The following is a 17,124-nucleotide window of genomic DNA, read 5'->3' on the forward strand; positions in this document are numbered from 1 at the left end:
CATATACTTTATTAGGTGATTAAATGATTTATGAATTGACAAGAAAGAAAATTAGGTTAGTAAAAATTATAACGATAATCATAATTTTAGCGATCATTTTAAAAATCAGTTATATCCAAATTATTGACCGTGTTAATATTTATAATAAAGCCGTTGATTTGTGGCAACGCAGTTTTCCGGTTGAAGCTAATCGCGGTTTAATTTTAGATAGTGATAATAATGTATTAGCTACTAATTTAACGACTGCTTCTTTAGTGGTCGTACCTAGTCAAATTAAAGATGTTGTCGATACTGCTCATAAACTAGCTGAAATCTTGAATGTTGATGTAAAAACAATGGAAGAAAAAATAAGTAAAAATGTTTCTATTCAACGTATTCAGCCTGAAGGAAGGCAGTTAGATGATGAAACTGCAGCTAGGATCGATCGTTTAAAACTAGCTGGTGTATATTTGATCAAAGATACCAAAAGATATTATCCTAATGGCAGTTATTTAGGGCAGACTTTAGGTTTTGTGGGAATTGATAATCAAGGATTATTAGGGTTAGAATTAAAATACGATGCTTATTTAAATGGTAATAATGGCAGTATCAATTATTTTATGGATGCTAAAAGTAATCCCGTATCTTTATACCCAAGTATATATAACGCTCCTACTAGCGGTTTTAATCTGCAGCTTACAATTGATGGTGATATTCAAGATATTGTTGAACGTGAATTAGATAATGCCTATGATACGTATGATCCAGATGGTATTTGGGCATTAGCGATGGATCCTAATACGGGTAAGATCCTGGCAATGGCTAGTAAACCTGATTTTGATCCTAATGATTATCAAAATGCAGATCCTGATGTCTATAATCAAAATATTCCCATTTGGAAATCTTATGAACCAGGTTCTACTTTTAAGATCATAACTTTTTCATCAGCACTAAATGAAAACTTATTTGATATGGATAAAGATACTTATTATGATCAGGGTTATGAAATAGTTGGCGGAGCTAGAATTAAATCATGGAAAAAAGGTGGTCATGGTTTGCAGACATTTAGAGAAGTTCTGCAAAACTCATCAAACCCAGGATTTGTAGAAATTGGCCGGCGTTTAGGTAAAGAAAAACTCTATGAATATGTAAAAAAATTTGGTTTAACCGAAAAAACAGATATTGATTTACCTGGTGAATCAAAAGGGATTATGTTTGATTACGAAAATTTTAACGAGCTAGAACAAGCTACTGTTGCTTTTGGCCAAGGTATTTCAATTACCCCATTGCAGTTAGTTCGGGCTGTTTGTGCCTGTGTTAATGGTGGCACTTTATATCAGCCTTATATTGTTGAAAAGATCATTAATAATTATTCTAATGATATTATTTATGAAAAACAGCCTAATGCCTTATATCAGGTTATTAGTGAAGAAACCTCAGCTAAAGTTAGAGATGCCTTAGAAACTGTCGTAACTGATGGTGGAGGTCGTAATGCTTATATCGACGGTTATCGAATTGGTGGTAAAACGGGAACGGCTCAAAAAGCAGTTAATGGCAGTTATGTTGATGGCGGTTATATTTTATCATTTATTGGCATTGCTCCTATTGATGATCCACAGATTGTTTTATATGTAGCGATGGATAATCCCAAAAACTGTGTGCAATATGGGGGAACGACTGTTGCACCAATCGCTCGAAAAATGTTAGTTGATATTTTACCAGCTATGAATATTGAAAAAGTAAGCAAACAAAGAGAGAAAAGTGAAAATGTGTTAGATATTAAAACAATCAAGGTTGAAAACTATATTGGTAAAAGTAAAAAAGAAGTAAGTAATCCGGAATTAAAATTTGAATTTATTGGTGAAGGTGATCAAGTAATTGATCAATTACCACGAGTTGGCGAATATGTTGATGCTGGCTCGACAATTGTGATCATGTTAGGGTAGTAGGCATAAATAATATTTTTATGCCTTTTGTTAATTTTAGGTGTTAAAATCATTATTTTTTGATAACTATATAGGTAAATCGAAAACCAAAATTTGACATTTGACAGTGTTTATAATATTATAATAGCAAAAATGTTATATATAAGGAGATATGATTAATTGTGGACCCGAGTCAGATAGTTAATATTATTGTGTTTTTTATTTTAATTGCTTTATCAGGTGTTTTTTCCTGCTCTGAAACAGCTTTTTTATCATCAAATAAAATTAGGATGCGGAATTTAGCCCAGGAAGGTGATGGGCGTGCTAAAACGGTAATTAAGCTTTTAGAAAATAGTGATCGTTTGTATAGTTCTATTTTAGTAGGTAATAACTTAGTAAATATTGGAGCATCTTCATTAACGACATCGATCGTAATTGGCATCTTTGGTAACTCTGCAACGTTGGTTGCCGCTGCTTCCGGGGTAGTTACATTTATGATCTTAGTTTTTGGTGAAATTACTCCAAAGACTTTTGCTACTAAAAATGCCGATCGGCTAGTTTTGTTTCTTTCAAGATTTGTAGCGTTTATTTGTTTTATTTTTACACCAGTAGTCTTTTTATTAAACATCATTACTGGTTTTATTATCAAAATGTTAGGTGGTAATAAAAATCCCGGACCGACGATGACTGAAGAAGAATTAAAAACCATCGTTACTGTTGGTCATGAAGAAGGGGTATTGGAAGAAGAAGAAAAGGAAATGATTCATAATGTATTTGAATTTGGTGAAACTGAAATCAAAGAAATTATGACTCCAAGAATTAATGTTGATAGTATTCCTGATGATTGCAGTTATGAAGAACTGATGGATATTTATAAACGGGGACAGTTTTCACGTTACCCTGTACATAGTGAAAGTTTTGATGAAATCGTTGGGGTATTAAACGTTAAAGACTTATTATTCTTTAATATCGATCCTGAAAAGTTTGAAGTAAAAGATTACATGCGGGATACTTTTGTAGTTTATGAATTTAATGAAGTTGGTGATGTCTTTGCTTCAATGCGTAAAGAACATGTTTCTCTTGCAATTGTTTTAGATGAATATGGTGTAATGAGCGGGATCGTCACTTTTGAAGATATCGTTGAAGAAATTGTCGGTGAAATTGATGATGAATATGATGATGAAGAAGACGATATGGTAATTAAGTTAAGTGAAAATGAATTTTTAATTGATGGCAGCTTGAATTTAGGTGAAGTTAATGATAAAGTAGGTACCGACTTTGATTCGGAGGATTTTGAATCAATCGGCGGTTTGGTATTAGGTGAGGTTTCTGGAGTACCAGAAATTGATGATGAAGTCCAAATTGATAATGTTTTATTTAGAATTGTAAAAATGCATAAAAATCGAATTGCTCAATTGAAAGTTACTATTTTAGAAAATGAAGAGGAAAAAGAAGGAGAGCATGATTAGCTTTCCTTTTTTAAAGGTGAGGTTGTAGGATGAAGAAAACTATTGAAATTAAAAAATTAGGAATTAATGGTGAAGGAATTGGCTATTTAAATCGTAAGATTGTTTTTGTTTCTGGAGCATTACCAGGCGAAGAAGTAGTTGTTGAAATTGTTAAACAAAATCGCGGTTACAGTGAAGGAAAATTAGTTAAAATCTTAAAAGCATCAAAGAATCGAGTAGAACCAATGTGTCCTTTATATGAAAACTGTCAAGGTTGCAACATGATGCACATGACTTATGAAAGTCAGTTACAAGAAAAGAAAGAAGCTGTAAAAGAAACGCTTAAAAAATATACTGAATATGATTTAAAATCAGTTGATTTCAGTGATGTTATTGCATCTAAACAATCAACTGGCTATGTATGTGAAGTCAATTTACCAATTGTATCTTTTAATGACAAGATTACTTTTGGAATCTACCAGCGTGAAAGTAAGTATTTAACATTAATGACTGGCTGCTTGATGCATCATCCGCTAGTCAATCATTGTTTAAAAGAATTAAAAAATATTTTAACTAAAAATAAATGTCGCATTTATAATGATCGTTTTAAAACCGGACTTAGATTTTTAAAATTAAAACTGATCGAAGATAAGATCCAGTTAGTTTTTGTTACTGGTCGTGATGGTTTGTCAGATAATCTAGTTAAACAGATTAGTGAAATCCCTAATGTTGCGGGAATCTTCATGGCGGTAAATACTTCTAAATATCAAAATTTTGATGAATCTAAATATTCTAAATTATATGGTTTATCAAGATTAGAATTACATCATGATAATAAGCGGTATTTATTAGGGGTAAAAACAGAACTTAATAAAAGTGTTGATTTGATTTTTAAAGAAAATGAAATCGTTAAAGAAATGATATGTGATAGTAAAAAAATTATCGCTACTAATGTTAAAGCGGCACTATTAGAGTTGAATTTGGACCAGGAAGAAATAATTGCGCTTGATAATAAAACTTATCAAGTTGAAGACGCTAAATTAAATGCTAAATATTTAAAACGAGATAATGTTAAATTTGTTGCTGGAAAAATTGAAGATAAAATCGTTACTTATGCTAAGAAAAAATGTTATGATACTTTGATCATTCATGACAGTGGTAAAAAATTAAGTGAAAAAATTATTAATACGATTAAAATTGCTCGCTTTGATACGGTAATTTATATCAGTGATTCATATTCTGCGCTAGCTAAAGATATTGCATTACTACAAAACAGTTATTCATTAAAACAAGTAGTACCAATTGATACTTCTTGTCATAATACTTATTTGACAACAATCGTTAAACTAGTTCGTAAAAAATAAAGGGAGGAAAATAAAAATGGAAATTAGATATCAGCCTCAAGGAGTCTGCTCAAGACAAATTATCATTGACGAAGAAGACGGGATCATTAATCAAGTAAAATTTGTCGGAGGATGCTCTGGTAACACTCAAGGTGTTGGCGCTCTTGCAAAAGGAATGAAAGTTGAAGATGTCATCACTCGTTTAGAAGGAATTCGCTGTGGCAGCAAGCCAACTAGCTGTCCAGCTCAATTAGCTAAGGCTTTAAAAGAAAACATGGGATAGTGGAAAGCAATTTTCCACTTCTTTTCATTTTCTAGTTAAAAAAACATATAATATCATAGGTGATTATATGTTGATAAAGATAAAAAAATTACAGTTACTTTGTGGAATGATCCTATTAATGCAAGTGATTTGTCCAATGTGGATCATTCCTTTTCATTTTATCGCTGCCTTGATTTCGATCATTATTATTGGCTGGCAAAGAAAGTTTTGTGTGCTTCAAGTTCAATACCATTATTATACCTTGATTTTATATGCCTACCGTATCTGGTTATTAAATTATCCAGCCTGGGCTATTTTTGATACGATTTATTTATGTTTATGTTTATATATTGCCATTATGATCATATTATTTTCTTTTCGGGCGATTTTGTAATATCTTTTTAAATAGCTATTTTAGTGGTATAATAAAAACATCATGAAAGGATGTGAGATGATGCTAGGACATTTACAAGTTTATAGTTCTTATAGTTTTCAAAATAGTACTATTTTAATTGAAGACTTGGTAAAAAAAGCTAGCGATCTCCATTTTAAGGCGCTAGCTTTGAGCGATAAAGATAATATGTTTGGAGCTTTTGAGTTTTTTAAAGCAGCTTTAAAATATAATATTAAGCCAATATTTGGAATGGAAGCTAGTGTCCTGATTGAAAACGAAATCTATCCTTTGCTCTTGTTAGCTAAAGATATTACTGGTTATTTTGATTTAGCTAAGATATCTAGTGAGATTTGTTTAAGTGATCAAAAAGCGATTGAGTTATCTCATTTACACTTGCTCCAGGAACACTTGTTTGTCATATCCGCTTGTAAAGAAGGAATAATTGAACGGCTTATTTTAAAAGAATTAGATTCTCAGGCCTTAAAATATTTAGAATTGTTTAAAAAAAGTTTTAAAAACTTTTATCTTGGAATTCAAAATCATGGTTTAGCGATGCAACAAAAACTTAATGAAAAAATGATTGCTTTAGCGACTATTGCTAAAGTCGAAATTTGTGTCACTAACGAAGTTCGTTATTTAGATCCCAGCGAAGCTTATACACTTGATTTGTTGCAGGCATCTTATCATCAAACTACCTTAGAGTTAGATCATCAAGTTGTAACTGATCAGTTATATTTAAAATCAAGCTTTGAAATGGATAGTTTATTTGATCGTAAATATATTGATAATACTAATAAAATTATTAATTTATGTAATGTAACTATTCCTAATAATATTATGCATTTACCTAAATTTCCTGTTCCTCATAACGGTGATGCCAGGGAATATTTAAAACAGCTCTGTGTTGTTGGTTTGAAAAAACGTTTTAAAGGTAAAAAAATTCCTTATGAATATTTAAAACGACTCCAGGAAGAATTACGAGTAATCAATAAAATGGGCTTTAATGATTATTTTTTGATTGTTTTTGATTATGTTCGTTTTGCCAAAATTAATAAAATAATCGTTGGCCCAGGCCGGGGATCAGCAGCTGGCAGCTTAGTTGCTTATGTTTTAGGAATTACTAATATTGATCCGATTAAATATAATTTATTATTTGAACGTTTTTTAAATGAAGAAAGAATTAGTTTGCCAGATATCGACATTGATTTCCAAGATGATCGTCGTGATGAAATAGTTGAATATGTAATTAAAAAATATGGTTCTAGTCATGTTGGGCAAATTGTTACCTTTTCAACTTATGGCCCTAAAGTAGCTTTAAAAGATTTAGGGAAGGTAGTTAAAGTCCCACTGCCGCGATTAGAACTGTTAGCTAAAAATATCCCTACTAGTCCCAAAAATCGTAAAAGTGCTAAAGAAGTTTATCAAAATTCTTATAATTTCCAGTCAATGATCAATAAAGATCCTGCTTTAGCTAAGATCATCAACTCTGTTTTTATTGTTGAAAAACTACCTCGTAATATTGCAACCCATCCAGCTGGCGTAGTTTTATCAAATGATCCTTTAGAACAAATTGTTCCGTTAGCTAAGGGACCCAATGGTGGTGTCATTACCCAATATTCAAAAGATTATATTGAAGAAGCAGGATTATTGAAAATGGATTTTTTAGGACTTAGAAATCTAACGATGATCGATCATATCATTAAAGATATTGAACATAATTACCAGATTAAAATCAATATCAATGATATTGATTTTAATGATCAAAAAACATATACCATGATTAGTCGCGGGGATACTTATGGAATATTCCAGTTAGAATCACCAGGAATGCGCGATTTACTAGTTAAAATGAAATGTGACTGTCTAGATGATGTAATTGCGGCAATAGCTTTATATCGTCCTGGACCAATGGCTAATATTCCTAGCTATTTAGCTAGAAAACAGGGTAAAGAGCCAATTGATTATCCACTTGAATGTTTAAAACCAATTTTAAAATCAACTTATGGGATTATTATTTATCAAGAACAAATCATGCAGGTAGCCCAGATTGTCGCTGGATTTTCACTAGCCAAAGCGGATATTTTAAGAAAGGCAATGTCAAAGAAAACTGCTTCTTTGATGCAGTCAATTAAAGCGGAATTTATTAGTGGGGGAATTAATAATGGTTTTAGCGAAACAGAGGTTAATGAAATTTTTGATTTGATTGAAAAGTTTGCCAATTATGGTTTTAATAAATCACATTCAGTTGCTTATGGTTATGTTGCTTATTATTTAGCTTATCTTAAAGCAAATTACCCATTAGAGTTTTTTAGTGCTTTGCTTTCAAATGCCCAAAGCAGTGATACAAATAAAATTAACTGTATTCAAGAAGGTAAAAAATATGGGATTAAAGTATTGCCGCCTTCGATTAATTATTCAACTAATCGTTTTAAAGTTGAAAACGGAAACATTCGCTATTCTTTGATGGCAATTAAAAATGTTGGTCATGCTGGCTATCAAGCCATCGCTTTGGAAAGAGAAAAAGGTTTATTTAAAGATATTTTTGACTTTATTTCCCGCATGGAATCAAGCAAGCTTAACAGTAAGATGTTGGAAAGTTTGATTCAGGCTGGTGCTTTCGATGAATTTAAAATTAATCGTTCTTCGATTAAAGAAAACTTACATAAGATCATTGAATATGCTCAGCTTAAAAATACGATTGGAATTGATGACCCACCAATTTTAACGATCGTTAAAGATAATAAAATGAAAGTCTTAGAAGAAGAAAAGATGGTTTTAGGGGTCTATTTATCAATGCATCCAATTGCTTTGATAAAAAATAATTTAAATGTTAGAATTGTAAATGTAAGCGAGCTAAAGCAATATTTAAATCAATCAGTTCGGGTAATTTTAAATATTACCAGAGTTAAAGTGATCGTTGATAAAAAAGGTCAGGAAATGTGTTTTGTAGAAGGACATGACGAAACTGGTGAAGTTGATGGAGTCGTGTTTGCTTCAAATTTTCAGGGCTTAAAAAAGATCTTAGTTCGTGGTGAAATATATTTGATTGAGGGACGAGTAAATTATCGTGATAAATTATCATTAATAATCAATCAAGCAAGAAATGTACGTTAAGGAGTTATAATTGATGATAGAATTAGTATTAATAGATGGAAATTCACTGCTGTATCGAGCTTATTATGCTACTGCAGCAATGGGAAATTTAATGACCAATAAAGATGGTATTCCCACTAATGCTGTTTTTGGTTTTGCTAATATGTTAGAAAGTGTTTTAAAAGGCAATCCCGAATATTTGGTCGTTGCTTTTGATTATGGTAAAAAAACTTTTAGAAATGATTTATTTGAAGTCTATAAAGGAACTAGAAGTGCTACACCAGATGAACTGATTTGTCAGTTTTCCATGATTCGTGAATATTTAACTGCTCATGGCATCAAATACCAGGAAGTTGAAGGTTATGAAGGTGATGATGTAATTGGAACAATTGCAACTGTCGCTAGTAAAAATCGTTTTAAAGTAAGCATTGTAACTAGTGATAAAGATATGTTGCAGTTAGTAACTGATGAAATCAGTGTTTATTTAACGAAAAAAGGGGTTGGTGAGTTAGAAAAGATCACCCCAGCTAAATTTAAAGAAATGTATGGATTAATCCCTGATCAAATGCGGGATTTAAAAGGGTTAATGGGTGATAAATCCGATAATATTCCCGGAATTCCTGGTGTCGGGGAAAAAACAGCTTTAAAATTATTGAAACAATATCATACCGTTGAAAATCTAAGTGAACATTTAGATGAATTAAAAGGTAAAATGGGTGAAAAGATCAAAACTAATATTGATCAAGGATTATTATCGAAAAAAATTGCAACGATCGTTAAAGACGTTCCCTTTGAGATTGATTTAAATAACTATCGTTATCTTGGTCATGATTATAATGAATTAGCGGATTTTTACCGTCGTTATGGCATGAATTCTTTGCTTAAACGAATGTCAATCAACAACGAAGAAAAACAGCCCGTTAAACAAGTAAGTGTTGAAATCGTTAAAAACTTACCAGTTATTAAACGTGATAGTGCTTTAGTCGTTGGGGTCTATGATTCTAATTATCATCGTTCGTTAATCGTTGGATTTGCGATTTATAACGATAGTGAAGCTTATTATATTGCAATTGAAGATGCTTTGAATTGTACTAATTTTAAAAATTTTATTAACAGCCCGGAAATTGAAAAATATGGTTATGATATAAAAAAATGTATCAATGCTTCTAGATGGCATGGTTTAGAGATTAAAAACTATGTTTTTGATTTACAGTTAGCTTCATATATCTTAAATCCAAGTTTAAAAGATGAAATTCGCAGTGTTTGTGAATACTATGATTACTATGATGTTTATTATGATGAAGAAGTTTATGGTAAAGGGGCTAAAAAGAAAGTTCCCGAAACTGCTAAGGTTGCCGATCATTTAATTAAGCAAGCTAAAGCCATTTATACATTAAAAGATCAGGCAATCGAAAAACTTAAACATGAAAATCAGTATGAATTATATAAAGATGTTGAAATGCCAGTAGCTAAAATCTTAGCTAATATGGAGTATCAGGGAGCTAAAGTTGATTTAAAAGTATTAAAGGAAATGCAAAAACAATTTGGTGGTGAAATCAAAATCTTAGAAACGGAAATTTATGAATTAGCGGGAAAAGAGTTTAATATTTCTTCACCAAAACAGTTGGGTGAGGTTTTATTCGTTGATCTTGGCTTACCAAATGGTAAGAAGACGAAAACTGGTTATTCAACTTCGGTAGAAATCTTAGATAAGATCAAAGGATTCCATCCAATTGTTGAAAAGGTTTTAAAATATCGAACTTTAACTAAATTATATTCAACTTATATTGTTGGCTTACAGGACCAGGTTTTTGTTGATGGCAAGATCCATACGATCTATAATCAAGCTTTAACGCAGACTGGAAGATTATCATCAACGGATCCTAATCTTCAAAATATTCCGGTTAAAACACCGGAAGGGAAATTAATTCGTAAAGCCTTTGTTCCCGAAAATGATTATTTAGTTTCTTTTGATTATTCACAAATTGAATTAAGAGTTTTAGCTCATTTAGCGAATGTTAAATCATTGATCCAGGCTTTTAATGAAGATAAAGATATTCACCGTCATACGGCTAGTGAAGTATTTGGAGTAAGTGAAGACCAGGTTGATGATACGATGCGTCGTAATGCTAAAGCAGTAAACTTTGGTATTATTTATGGAATGTCTGATTTTGGCTTGGCAGAACAAATTGGCGTATCGGTAAATGAAGCACGAAATTTTATTAAAAGTTATTTTGATAATTATCCTGAAATTAAGACATATATGGATAGTAATATCGAATTTTGTAAAAAACATGGTTATGTAACAACGATGCTTAATCGGAAACGGTTTATTCGTGAAATTAATGAAAAAAATTATATGCGTCGTGAACTGGGAAAACGGTTAGCGATGAATACTCCAATCCAAGGTTCGGCAGCGGATATTATTAAAGTTGCCATGATCAAAGTAGATCAGTTATTAAAAAAACATCATTTAAAATCAAAGATGATCTTGCAAGTACACGATGAATTGATTTTTGATGTTTACCAGGATGAATTAGATGAAGTTATGGAAGTTGTATCAAAAGGGATGACTTCGGCAGTTAAGATGAAAGTCGAATTAAAATCTCAAGGTAGTTATGCCGTTAACTGGTACGAATTAAAATAGGAGAAGATTATGCCAGAATTACCAGAAGTAGAAACAGTTAGAAATACGTTAAAGAATTTTGTATTAAATCGTAAAATTGAAGATGTTCAAATAATTTATCCTAAAATTATTGAAGATGATCTAGAAACATTTGTAAGTAGTGTCGTAAATCAAACAATCAAGGACATTGATCGCGTTGGCAAGTTTTTGGTTTTTAAATTAGATCAGATTGCGTTTGTTTCCCATTTACGAATGGAAGGAAAGTATCATTATGTAAATAAAGATGAGCCAATTCAAAAACACGATCATATCATTTTTAAATTAGATAATGGCTATCAGTTACGCTATAATGATACACGAAAATTTGGTCGCATCAAATTAGTAAGTTTAGATAATTATCGAAATGAATTGCCCCTTTCAAAATTGGGTCCAGAACCATTTGCGGCAACAGTAGCCGACCTTTATCCTAAATTACATAAAAGTACGCTGCCAATAAAACATGCCTTGTTAGACCAAAGCATGATTGCGGGAATTGGAAATATTTATGCTAATGAAATTTGTTTTGCCATGGGCTTAAATCCAAGTACACCAGCAAAAAATTTAACTAAAAAAAGTGTTCAGGAGTTAATTGACACCGCTTGTTTAATTTTAAATGAAGCGATTGAACAAGGCGGAACAACGATTCATTCATTTTCAGCTAATGGAATCGATGGGCTATTTCAAGTTAAATTAAAAGCCCATCTGCAAAAAACTTGTTCTATTTGTAAGGGACCAATTAAAAAGATTAAAATCAAAGGTCGGGGAACTTATTATTGCCCGCATTGTCAAAAAAGGAGACGATAATATGATCAACTGGGGAATTATTGGCGCTGGACGAATCGCTCATCGTTTTGCAAATGCGTTTGCAAACGATAATACAAGCTGCTTGTATGCTACTAGTAATCGAACGATGGAAAAAGCTAAACAGTTTCAAGCGCTGCATCATAGCAAAATTGCTTATGATTCTTTCGATGCTATCATCAATGATGAAAACATTGAGGCTATCTATATTGCTTTGCCTCATTATTATCACTATGAATATATTAAAAAAGCCTTGCTGGCTAATAAAAAAGTGCTTGTTGAAAAACCAGCAACAATTTCGTTAGCGCAAATGGAAGAAGTGGCAAAGTTAGCTAAAGATAAACAGGTCTTATTGATGGAAGCAATGAAAACACGTTTTGTTCCGGCTTATCAAAAATTAAACCAATTAATTGATGATGGTATAATTGGTGAAATCAAAGAAATCAAAACTAATTTTTGTTATCCTGGTGAATATGATCCTAATTCCTATTTATATGATCAAAAACAAGGGGGCTGTCTGTTTGATCTAGGTATTTATAATATTGGTTATATCGCTGATTTTATTGAAGATGATTTAAAAAATGTTATCGTTACTAGTAAAAAACATCCTTGTGGGGTGGAAACTTACTTAAATGCTAAATTAGAATTTAATACATCAACTGCAATTATTGAATGTGCAATGGATCGTCAGGGAACTAATGATTTAATTATTGTTGGAAGTAAAGGAACGATTAAGTTAACACCAATTCATCGACCTTTAGATCTGAAAATTAAGTTGAATGATGGAACTAATCAAACAATCCATCTTAATTATTTAATTGATGATTTTTATGGTGAAATTGCTCATTTTAATCGGTTGATCATTGATGGACGTTATGAAAGTCCTATCATGCCGTTATCACAAAGTATTAAGTGTGCTAAGATCTTAGCTAAAATTAAGGAGAAGCTATAATGAAAGTATATGGAATTACAGGCAGTATTGCTACTGGTAAAAGTACTGTAACTAAATATTTAAGGGATAAAGGATATTTAGTTGTTGATAGCGATAAATTAGCTTATGATGCTTTAACGATCGATTTAGAATGTATTGAAAAAACTAAACAGCGTTTTAATTTAACTGGTGATGGAATTGATCGTAAGGCATTAGGTAAAATTGTTTTTAATGATTCCAAAGCAAAAGCTGATCTAGAAGCAATCATTCATCCTTATGTGATTAAAAAAATCAAAGAAACAATCAATGATAATCAAGATCAAGAGCTGATTTTTTTAGATATTCCTTTGTTATATGAAAGTAATTTAGAATATTTATGCAATAAAGTTATCGTTGTATACTTAAATTATCAAAAAGAAGTAAAAAGATTGATGAAACGTGATAATATTGATGAAAAATATGCTAAAATTATAATTAGTAATCAAATAAATATTGAAGAAAAAAAATCACGGGCCGATATTGTTCTTGACAATAATGGAACATTAGAAAATTTATATTTGCAAATCGAAGCAATGTTAGCAGGTAAAGATGATGAGTGAATTAATGAATTGTGATCTTTACAGCGTAAGTGCTACTTATCCTTTAGATATCGTGCATTTAAAAACGCTTCATCTATTATATCAGCCATTAATTGGCAATCAGTCCTGCAGTTTATATTTAACTTTATATAGTGAATTAGATCAGCTTAGTTTAACTAAAGTAGCTAGTTTGCATCAGCGTTTAGTTAAGCTTACTGGTTTGTCATTAAAAGAAATTAATGAAGCCAGTTTAAAATTAGAAGCATTAGGATTAATGGCTAAATATGTTAAAGAAGCAGAGAATAAACGAATTTATTGTTATGCTTTAAAAACACCATTAACACCAGCTAAGTTTTTTAATCATCCAATCTTAAATCCGTTATTAAACAAACGGTTAGGTAAAGAGGAATTTTATCGAACCAAGCTATGTTTTAAATCGGCAGCTTACGATCATCGTGGTTATCAAAATATTACAGCCAAGTTTACTGATGTTTTTGATATAAATTTAGTTGATCAAAATAGTGAAGTGTTAGTGGAAAAGGATTATTTTAATAGTGATTATGGTAAAGTTGAGCTTGAATATGATTTAAGTTTATTTTATCAAAACTTAGCTGATTATCAGATCAAACATTCTAGTATTACTAAAGATGATGAAATATTGATCAAACAGCTTGGAATAATGTATCGTATCAATGCTTTAGATATGCTTTCATTAGTTAAAGAAGCAATGATCAATGATAAATTAAATCACCAGGAGCTTAAAAAAAGGTGTCGTGATTATTTTGATTTAAAAGTTCCGGAAAACTTTAAAGAAATTTATCATCATCAATCACTTGTTCATAAAAGTACTAGTGATGATCAGTCTTTGAATCAGCATATTAAATATTTAGAAACTGTTAATCCTTATCAGTTATTAAAAGATAAACAAGGCGGTCGGGAACCGTTGAAACATGATTTGCAAATAATTGAATCAATCATGACATCATTATATCTAGAACCAGGTGTAATGAATGTTTTAATTGAATTAACACTATCACAATGTGATAATGTTTTATCTCGGGCTTTTATGCAAGCCAGAGCATCGCAGTGGAAACGAAAAAAGATTAATACGGTCAAAGATGCCATTGATGAAGCTAAAGTATATATAAGATATCGTAAAGGTAATTATAGTGATCAAGTGGAAGAGACTAGTGTTAATATGATCGATAATGAAAGTGTCGATGAAAGTGAATTAGATGAATTTTTAAGTCAATTTGAATAGGGGAGATATAATGAAAGACGTCCAAAGTGTTAATCTGTTTATCAATGATGAAAGTTTTAGGAAAAATAAGGAAAATAGTATTAATGAGCTTTTAAGTGATCATAATATTATTAAGGTCTTAAAGCAGTATAACTTGACTAGAGAAGATATTGAAGAAAACTGGATCGAATTTTTGGATTATCAAGAGGATCTGAATTATTGTAAAGGTTGTAGATCATTAAAATCTTGCCCTAAAATATCTAAAGGAATGGTTCGCTGTTTTAATTATGAAAATGAGCAAATTACTTTATCGTTACAGCCATGTGTTTATGGTAAAGCATATTATGCCGATCAAAAGATCATTAGCTCAATTTTACTAAAAAATGTTAGTGATCGAATTTTATTAACTAAACCAAGTGATCTGACAATCAAAAATGATCCGGAAAGTAATGGTAAAGCAGTAATTAAGATATTAAGTGATTATATTAAAAAGCCGCAAACCAAAGGAATCTATCTTTTTGGAACCGGTGGTAGTGGTAAAAGTACTTTAATGGGATTTTTAATCCGGTGTTTGGTAACTGGTGGCAATAAATGCGGTTTTATTCATTTTCCAACTTTTTTGATGGATATCAAAGCTTCGTTTGGAAATGAAGGTGTCAATAACTCAATCGAGTTAATGAAAAATCTTGATTATTTAGTTATTGATGATGTTGGCGGGGAAAATGTGACTTCATGGTCACGTGATGAAATTTTGTCAGCAGTAATCGCTTATCGGCTTCAAAATCAAAAGACGACTTTTTTTACAAGTGAGTATTCTTTTGAAAAGCTAAAAAAGATTTATATGTTGAAAGCTGGCGATAAAGAAAACGTCGAAAGACTAATTTCAAGAATGAAAGCGATAAGCATGCCGGTGGAGTTGAAAGGGAGGGATTTAAGATAAAAATATAATGTAAAAATATGCCATTATTGATGGAAACATCAAAACTTTTGTGTTAAAATGTCTTGGAAATTAATATGAGGTATAAAGGAGGAGAAACAATGGTTAAATGTATTGGTGTATTAACTTCTGGTGGAGACGCTCCTGGGATGAACGCTGCTGTTCGTGCAGTTGCAAGAACATGCTTAAATAAAGGAATTGAAATTTACGGTGTTCGTTTAGGATATAAAGGTTTGCATGAAGGTGAATTTATTAAATTCGATCGTCATAGCACTCGTAATATTATCAATTTGGGAGGAACTATCTTAAAATCAGCTCGTTTCCCAGAATTTAAAGATCCTGAAGTTAGAAAACAAGCCATCGAACAAATGAAAAAAGTTGGAATGGAAGCTTTAGTAGTAATCGGTGGTGATGGAAGCTATAACGGAGCTTTAAAACTTACAGAAATGGGTGTCAACTGTATCGGAATTCCTGGTACAATTGATAATGATATTCCTGATACAGATTTTACAATTGGATTTGATACAGCCTTAAATACAATTGTTGACGCTTTAGATCGTTTAAGAGATACTTCAGGTTCACATCAACGTTGTACTATTTTGGAAGTAATGGGACGTCGTTGTGGTGATCTTGCTATCAATGCTGGAATTGCAGCTGGAGCTGAAATGGTTATTACTAGTGAAATGGGATATGATGAAAATAAAGTAATCGAAGTCTTAAAAACAGCTAAAGCATCTGATAAAAAACATGCTATTGTGGTAATTACTGAACATATTACTGATGTTCATGAACTAGCTAAAAAAGTTGAAGCAGAAACTGGATTTGAAACTCGTGCTAACGTATTAGGACATATGCAACGTGGTGGACGTCCTTCAGCACGTGATCGTGTTTTAGCTTCAAGAATGGGTGTTTATGCCGTTGAATTATTAGAAGCTGGAAAAGGTGGACTTTGCGTCAGTGAAGTACATGGTGAAATTAAAGGTTTAAAAATTGAAGAAGTATTGTCACATAAACGGGCAGTAGACTATGATATTTACGAAGATCTATATAAACTTCGTTAATATAATAAAATGAATGTAAGGTGAGGAATAGGAAATGGTATTTGCATTAAAAGAAAGAAAAAAGAAAACAAGAATTGTATGTACGATTGGACCTGCTAGTGAAGATGAAAAAATGATGCGTAAATTAATCTTAGCAGGGATGAATGTAATGAGATTAAACTTCTCTCATGGTGATTTTGAAGAACATGGTGGAAGAATTAAAACAGCTCGTAAATTAGGTAAAGAATGCAATAAAAATATTGCTGTATTATTAGATACTAAAGGACCAGAAATTAGAACTGGTAATTTTGTTGGGGGACAAACTGAGTTTAAAAAAGGCCAAGTATCAGTGATCACTACTGAAGATATTGAGGGAACAAGTGATCGTTTTACAATTACTTATAAAGAATTATATAAAGATGTTAAACCAGGTGGATTTATTTTAGTAAACGATGGTCAAGTAGAATTATTAGTTGATCATGTTGAAG

The 17,124-nt window shown here is 31.4% G+C and carries 14 protein-coding genes; all 14 read left to right on the top strand.

What is annotated here, in order from left to right:
* The first annotated feature begins 23 nt into the window (after positions 1–23).
* Positions 24–1,925, top strand: coding sequence for a penicillin-binding transpeptidase domain-containing protein (locus tag J7M77_RS11190; RefSeq protein ID WP_296878547.1), 1,902 nt, complete (start codon positions 24–26; stop codon positions 1,923–1,925).
* 161 nt (positions 1,926–2,086) lie between these two features.
* Positions 2,087–3,373, top strand: coding sequence for a hemolysin family protein (locus tag J7M77_RS11195; protein ID WP_296878549.1), 1,287 nt, complete (start codon positions 2,087–2,089; stop codon positions 3,371–3,373).
* Between the two features lie 29 nt (positions 3,374–3,402).
* On the top strand, positions 3,403–4,716 hold the full coding sequence (gene rlmD / locus J7M77_RS11200; RefSeq protein WP_296878551.1) for a 23S rRNA (uracil(1939)-C(5))-methyltransferase RlmD: 1,314 nt from the start codon (positions 3,403–3,405) through the stop codon (positions 4,714–4,716).
* Between the two features lie 16 nt (positions 4,717–4,732).
* Complete coding sequence (locus J7M77_RS11205) at positions 4,733–4,978, top strand: TIGR03905 family TSCPD domain-containing protein (protein ID WP_296878553.1); 246 nt, start codon at positions 4,733–4,735, stop codon at positions 4,976–4,978.
* A 67-nt stretch (positions 4,979–5,045) separates the two neighbouring features.
* Positions 5,046–5,351 (top strand): hypothetical protein, encoded by a 306-nt coding sequence (locus tag J7M77_RS11210; RefSeq protein ID WP_296878556.1) that lies wholly within the window; start codon positions 5,046–5,048, stop codon positions 5,349–5,351.
* A gap of 57 nt (positions 5,352–5,408) precedes the next feature.
* Complete coding sequence (gene dnaE, locus J7M77_RS11215; RefSeq protein WP_296878558.1) at positions 5,409–8,465, top strand: DNA polymerase III subunit alpha; 3,057 nt, start codon at positions 5,409–5,411, stop codon at positions 8,463–8,465.
* A 13-nt stretch (positions 8,466–8,478) separates the two neighbouring features.
* Positions 8,479–11,091, top strand: a complete 2,613-nt coding sequence (polA, locus tag J7M77_RS11220; RefSeq protein ID WP_296878560.1) for a DNA polymerase I — start codon at positions 8,479–8,481, stop codon at positions 11,089–11,091.
* A 9-nt stretch (positions 11,092–11,100) separates the two neighbouring features.
* Complete coding sequence (gene mutM, locus J7M77_RS11225; RefSeq protein WP_296878562.1) at positions 11,101–11,913, top strand: DNA-formamidopyrimidine glycosylase; 813 nt, start codon at positions 11,101–11,103, stop codon at positions 11,911–11,913.
* Position 11,914: 1 nt separating this feature from the next.
* Positions 11,915–12,862, top strand: a complete 948-nt coding sequence (locus J7M77_RS11230; RefSeq protein ID WP_296878563.1) for a Gfo/Idh/MocA family oxidoreductase — start codon at positions 11,915–11,917, stop codon at positions 12,860–12,862.
* Positions 12,862–13,440 (top strand): dephospho-CoA kinase, encoded by a 579-nt coding sequence (coaE, locus tag J7M77_RS11235; protein WP_296878566.1) that lies wholly within the window; start codon positions 12,862–12,864, stop codon positions 13,438–13,440. Before J7M77_RS11230 ends, coaE begins: the two co-directional genes overlap by 1 nt.
* Entirely contained in the window at positions 13,433–14,680 is a 1,248-nt protein-coding gene (locus tag J7M77_RS11240) for a DnaD domain protein (protein ID WP_296878569.1), read from the top strand. Before coaE ends, J7M77_RS11240 begins: the two co-directional genes overlap by 8 nt.
* Before the next feature lie 10 nt (positions 14,681–14,690).
* Positions 14,691–15,599 (top strand): primosomal protein DnaI, encoded by a 909-nt coding sequence (locus J7M77_RS11245; RefSeq protein ID WP_296878571.1) that lies wholly within the window; start codon positions 14,691–14,693, stop codon positions 15,597–15,599.
* 98 nt (positions 15,600–15,697) lie between these two features.
* Positions 15,698–16,657, top strand: coding sequence for a 6-phosphofructokinase (gene pfkA, locus J7M77_RS11250; protein ID WP_296878572.1), 960 nt, complete (start codon positions 15,698–15,700; stop codon positions 16,655–16,657).
* A 34-nt stretch (positions 16,658–16,691) separates the two neighbouring features.
* Positions 16,692–17,124 (top strand): pyruvate kinase (locus tag J7M77_RS11255; protein ID WP_296878575.1); only part of this gene is annotated, 433 nt, incomplete at its 3' end.

Source organism: Thomasclavelia sp. (genome assembly GCF_017889095.1).
In the GTDB taxonomy this organism is placed as follows: Bacteria; Bacillota_I; Bacilli_A; order Erysipelotrichales; family Coprobacillaceae; genus Thomasclavelia.